Origin of the sequence: Atribacter sp. (assembly GCF_035418125.1) — a bacterium.
In the GTDB taxonomy this organism is placed as follows: Bacteria; Atribacterota; Atribacteria; order Atribacterales; family Atribacteraceae; genus Atribacter; species Atribacter allofermentans.
On sequence record NZ_DAOLQM010000039.1, the window covers coordinates 8,345 to 11,962 of the forward strand.

The 3,618-nt window shown below is 33.5% G+C and carries 3 protein-coding genes and 1 pseudogene; 3 read left to right on the forward strand and 1 reads right to left on the reverse strand.

The window, feature by feature from the left end:
- The first annotated feature begins 479 nt into the window (after positions 1-479).
- Complete coding sequence (locus tag PLK24_RS03720; RefSeq protein WP_324476425.1) at positions 480-1,121, forward strand: tetratricopeptide repeat protein; 642 nt, start codon at positions 480-482, stop codon at positions 1,119-1,121.
- Positions 1,122-1,135: 14 nt separating this feature from the next.
- Positions 1,136-1,990 (forward strand): hypothetical protein, encoded by an 855-nt coding sequence (locus PLK24_RS03725; RefSeq protein ID WP_324476426.1) that lies wholly within the window; start codon positions 1,136-1,138, stop codon positions 1,988-1,990.
- A gap of 100 nt (positions 1,991-2,090) precedes the next feature.
- Here the strand turns inward: PLK24_RS03725 and PLK24_RS03730 are convergent, their stop codons facing one another.
- A complete protein-coding gene (locus tag PLK24_RS03730) occupies positions 2,091-2,492 on the reverse strand; it encodes a hypothetical protein (RefSeq protein WP_324476427.1) in 402 nt (133 codons plus the stop codon).
- A 552-nt stretch (positions 2,493-3,044) separates the two neighbouring features.
- On the opposite strand from PLK24_RS03730, the pseudogene PLK24_RS03735 reads away from it, so the two are divergent.
- Positions 3,045-3,618: pseudogene (locus PLK24_RS03735) on the forward strand (oligoendopeptidase F); the annotation flags it as partial.

The window sequence follows — 3,618 nt, forward strand, 5'->3', positions numbered from 1 at the left end:
TGCATGGAGTTGGAGTTGGTGAGGGTTTTGGTGTTGCTGTCGGTGATGGGGTTGGTGTTGAGCTACCCGAACCACTGCTGAGAGCCTTCCATAAACATCCAGACAGGGTAAGAGTTAGTAATAAAACTGAAACAACCAGAACTATCCAATAATTCCTTTTCATTCAGATGACCTCCTATGCTATTAAACAACTTTTATAATAACATTTTTATAGAAACATTCAAATTCAAATCATATTCAATTTTTTTTATAAGTCAAGTTAAATTTTTTCTATTATCTTTTCTTAAATCATATAAAAATAAGAATTGATCTAAACCATTCTCTCCGGAACAAAGTAAAAAGAAAATGGTTAATAAAATCAAAAGACTAACTAAGTTTAATCATTTGAAATAAATACATAAAAATGTAGTTTTTTGTTTCAAAGCTATAAAATATGTTAATATGTCAATAAAATACCTTTCGAAAGGAGATTAAATATCATGAACAGGAATGTTGGTAGGTGCTTTGTGTTAAGTATATTCTTGTTGTTTTTTATTTTCTCCGGATTGGGTTATGCTCTTGATACAGTTGAAATAGATTATGGAGATCAGAACACAGTTGAAGGTTACGCTCAAACCATGTTTGATCAAGGATACAACCTTTACCAAGCCGGTCGCTATGGTGATGCTATTCAATTTTTTATTGACGCAACTTCATCTAAACCGGATTTTGCTAAAGCATGGTATTGGTTAGCTCGAACCTATCAGGAGAATAACATGGTTGATGAAGCCATTTGGGCTTGGAGAAAGGTAATTCAACTTGATCCAAGTAATGCCCAAGCTCAATATTTCCTCAACAAAATGCAAAATTGGAAATTATACGGAAAAGAAGCCTGGGAAATATATGAACAAGCCCAAAACGCCTATCTTCAAAATCAACATCTACCTGCTATTCAACTTTTTGAAGCCGCAATTAGAGAAAATCCCAGTTTAGAGGTCGCTTATTATTGGCTCGGGATAAGTCAATTGAAAAATGAGGACTATGCTGCCGCTGTGAGAAGTTTGGAAAAATATCTGACCTTGCAACCCCAAGACAAAAATGCCCAATATTGGCTAAACCAAGCTAAAAAGGGCAAGAAATAATAAGGTGTGAGTAAATGAAAAAATCCTTATTTATATTGATAACTATTTTTTTTCTTTATACTGCTATGGGATTCTGGGGAGAAATGGTTTTTGGACAGGAAATCAATACACTCGATAAAATATTTAATAATACCAAATCACTTTCCTTGGATGATTATACTATAGAGAAAATCCCTGGACCCCAAGATGAACAATGGAGTGCTGTACTGAAAAAAAACAATGAAGTGATTATGCGATTTGAAAACGGTTATCTTGAAGATATGACTATATTCGGTCTTTACCCTTTCATTGTTAACCGGGATAAACAATTGGTTGTTGAGCAGTTTTCTGGCGGTGCCCATTGTTGCTGGAGCGATTGGATTATTGAGCTTACTTCTCCGATATCCATTCTTTATGATAGTCAAAAATATCCGGTTGGATATGGTATGGTGATAGAAGATATTAATAAGGATGGGAATTCTGAGTTTATTCAAACTTTGTTAACCTTCGATTATTTTGATCGGATGCCTCATGCCTGTTCACCTTTACCAGCAGTGGTATTTGCTTTTGACGAATCTTCAAATCAATTTGTTCCTGCCAATCCCCGTTTTGCTGAATACTTTTTAAAAGATATTGAAGAAAATATTCAATATTGCCAAGAATACATAACTAAAGTTAAAGCAAATCCCGATTCTTATGATGATAGTACTGGAGAATATCTCTCAAGTGTTCTTCAGGTTGTTATCCAGTATATTTATGTAAATCAAGAAGAAAACGCTTGGTCCTTTTTTGACCAAAATTATCTGCTGAAAGACAAAGAGGAAATTCGTAAAAAAGTGGAGGAGCAGCTTAATAACTGCGCTGTGTATCAATACATTAAAGCGCATTAATCGATTTAATATAAAAAAGCCTGGGGAAATTGCATCTCCCAGGCTTTTTTATATTTTTTAACTTAACAAAAGTCTTTTTTAAATATAAACTGCCGTATTCTTAATAAAGTAAGTAAAGATCTTCGTAAGTAATAACCCCAGTCCAAATCGCTGGCATACCATCAAACTGTATTGTTACGGAATAATCAGTATTATCCAATGATAATCCCGAAGTATAGGAAATATCGATATACCAGTTTCCATTTGAAACTCCAGAGTATTTCACCAAAACAGTTCCACCAGGCATAGAAGCTGGTGTAGTTTCCCTAACCCAATTGGTTATATTGGTTGGAACCGTATTTCCGGCATCATTTGCTTTCGCAATAGCCAGATCTCGAGCCCTATCTATATCATCAGGTGGTGTCGGTGTTGGAGTTGGTGAGGGCGGAGTACATCCAAGCAATAATGTAAAAATTGCTACTAAACTAACGATAAGAAGAATAATACGACTTTTTTTAAACATTAAATCGCCTCCTAAATTTAATTACTATTCTTATATTACTACATTATATCGGCTTAATTGGTAAATTAATTATAAAAATCTTTATATTGATGAATTTTTAGAAATGTAAATAATTTTTAAATAATTAATACTATAATAGATTATGAAAGAGGATCTCTTTAACCAATAGTCTATTGCATTGTTTTTTTAAATGAATCTTCTCTTCGTCGATTTGCTCTAATCAATCTATTATAAAAGCATATTTAAGCAATTGTAAAAAATCAAAATATATTTTAATATCCCGATTGGATTTGTTTATAATAATCGTTAATAGCCATGCTTTAAAAATGTTCCTATTAAAGTGCAAGATCAAAGGCTATTCAATTACCTCTTTTTCAGCATTGATTAATTGTTTAAAATAAATTAGCATAAATTAATTCCTTTAAAAAGGAGGAGAAGGCGGAGAGCCGTTCAAATATGAATAAAAAATTATTTTTTCTTATCTATTGCTTTATTAGTTCTTTTCTTATTCTCAACACCCTACATTTTAATGTATTAGCAGCGGAGGGACCTGTGTCAAGAGAACAGATTGAAGAACGATACCAATGGAACTTAGGTGATATTTATTCTGATCCAAAAGAATGGGAAGTGGATTTTTCTAAAATTCAAAATGAATACCTCCCCAAGATAGAGGAATTTCGTGGTAAATTAACTCGTGCTGAAAACGTTCTAGCCTGTTTACAATTCAATGACGAACTATTCCGGCTAATGGAAAAATTATACGTTTATGCTTATATGAAAGCCGATGAAAACCAGGATGACAGCTCTGCCTCAGAAATGAGTTCTCGAGCTGAAACTCTCTATTCCCAAGTTGCAGCCTCTGTTTCTTTTATAAGGCCAGAGTTATTAAGTCAATCGGAATCAATTCTCAAGGGATATATGGAGGATCCAGCTTTTAGCGATTATCATCACGCTTTAGATGCCTTGTTAAAATTAAAACCCCATACTCTTTCTAAACCCGAAGAAGAATTGTTAGCCAAAGCATCAGATATGGCAAGTGCTCCTTCAGTAATATTCGATAAAGTTACTGAGGGGGATATGATTTTTCCAAAGGTTCTGGATGATAAAGGTAAAGAAGTTCAACTCT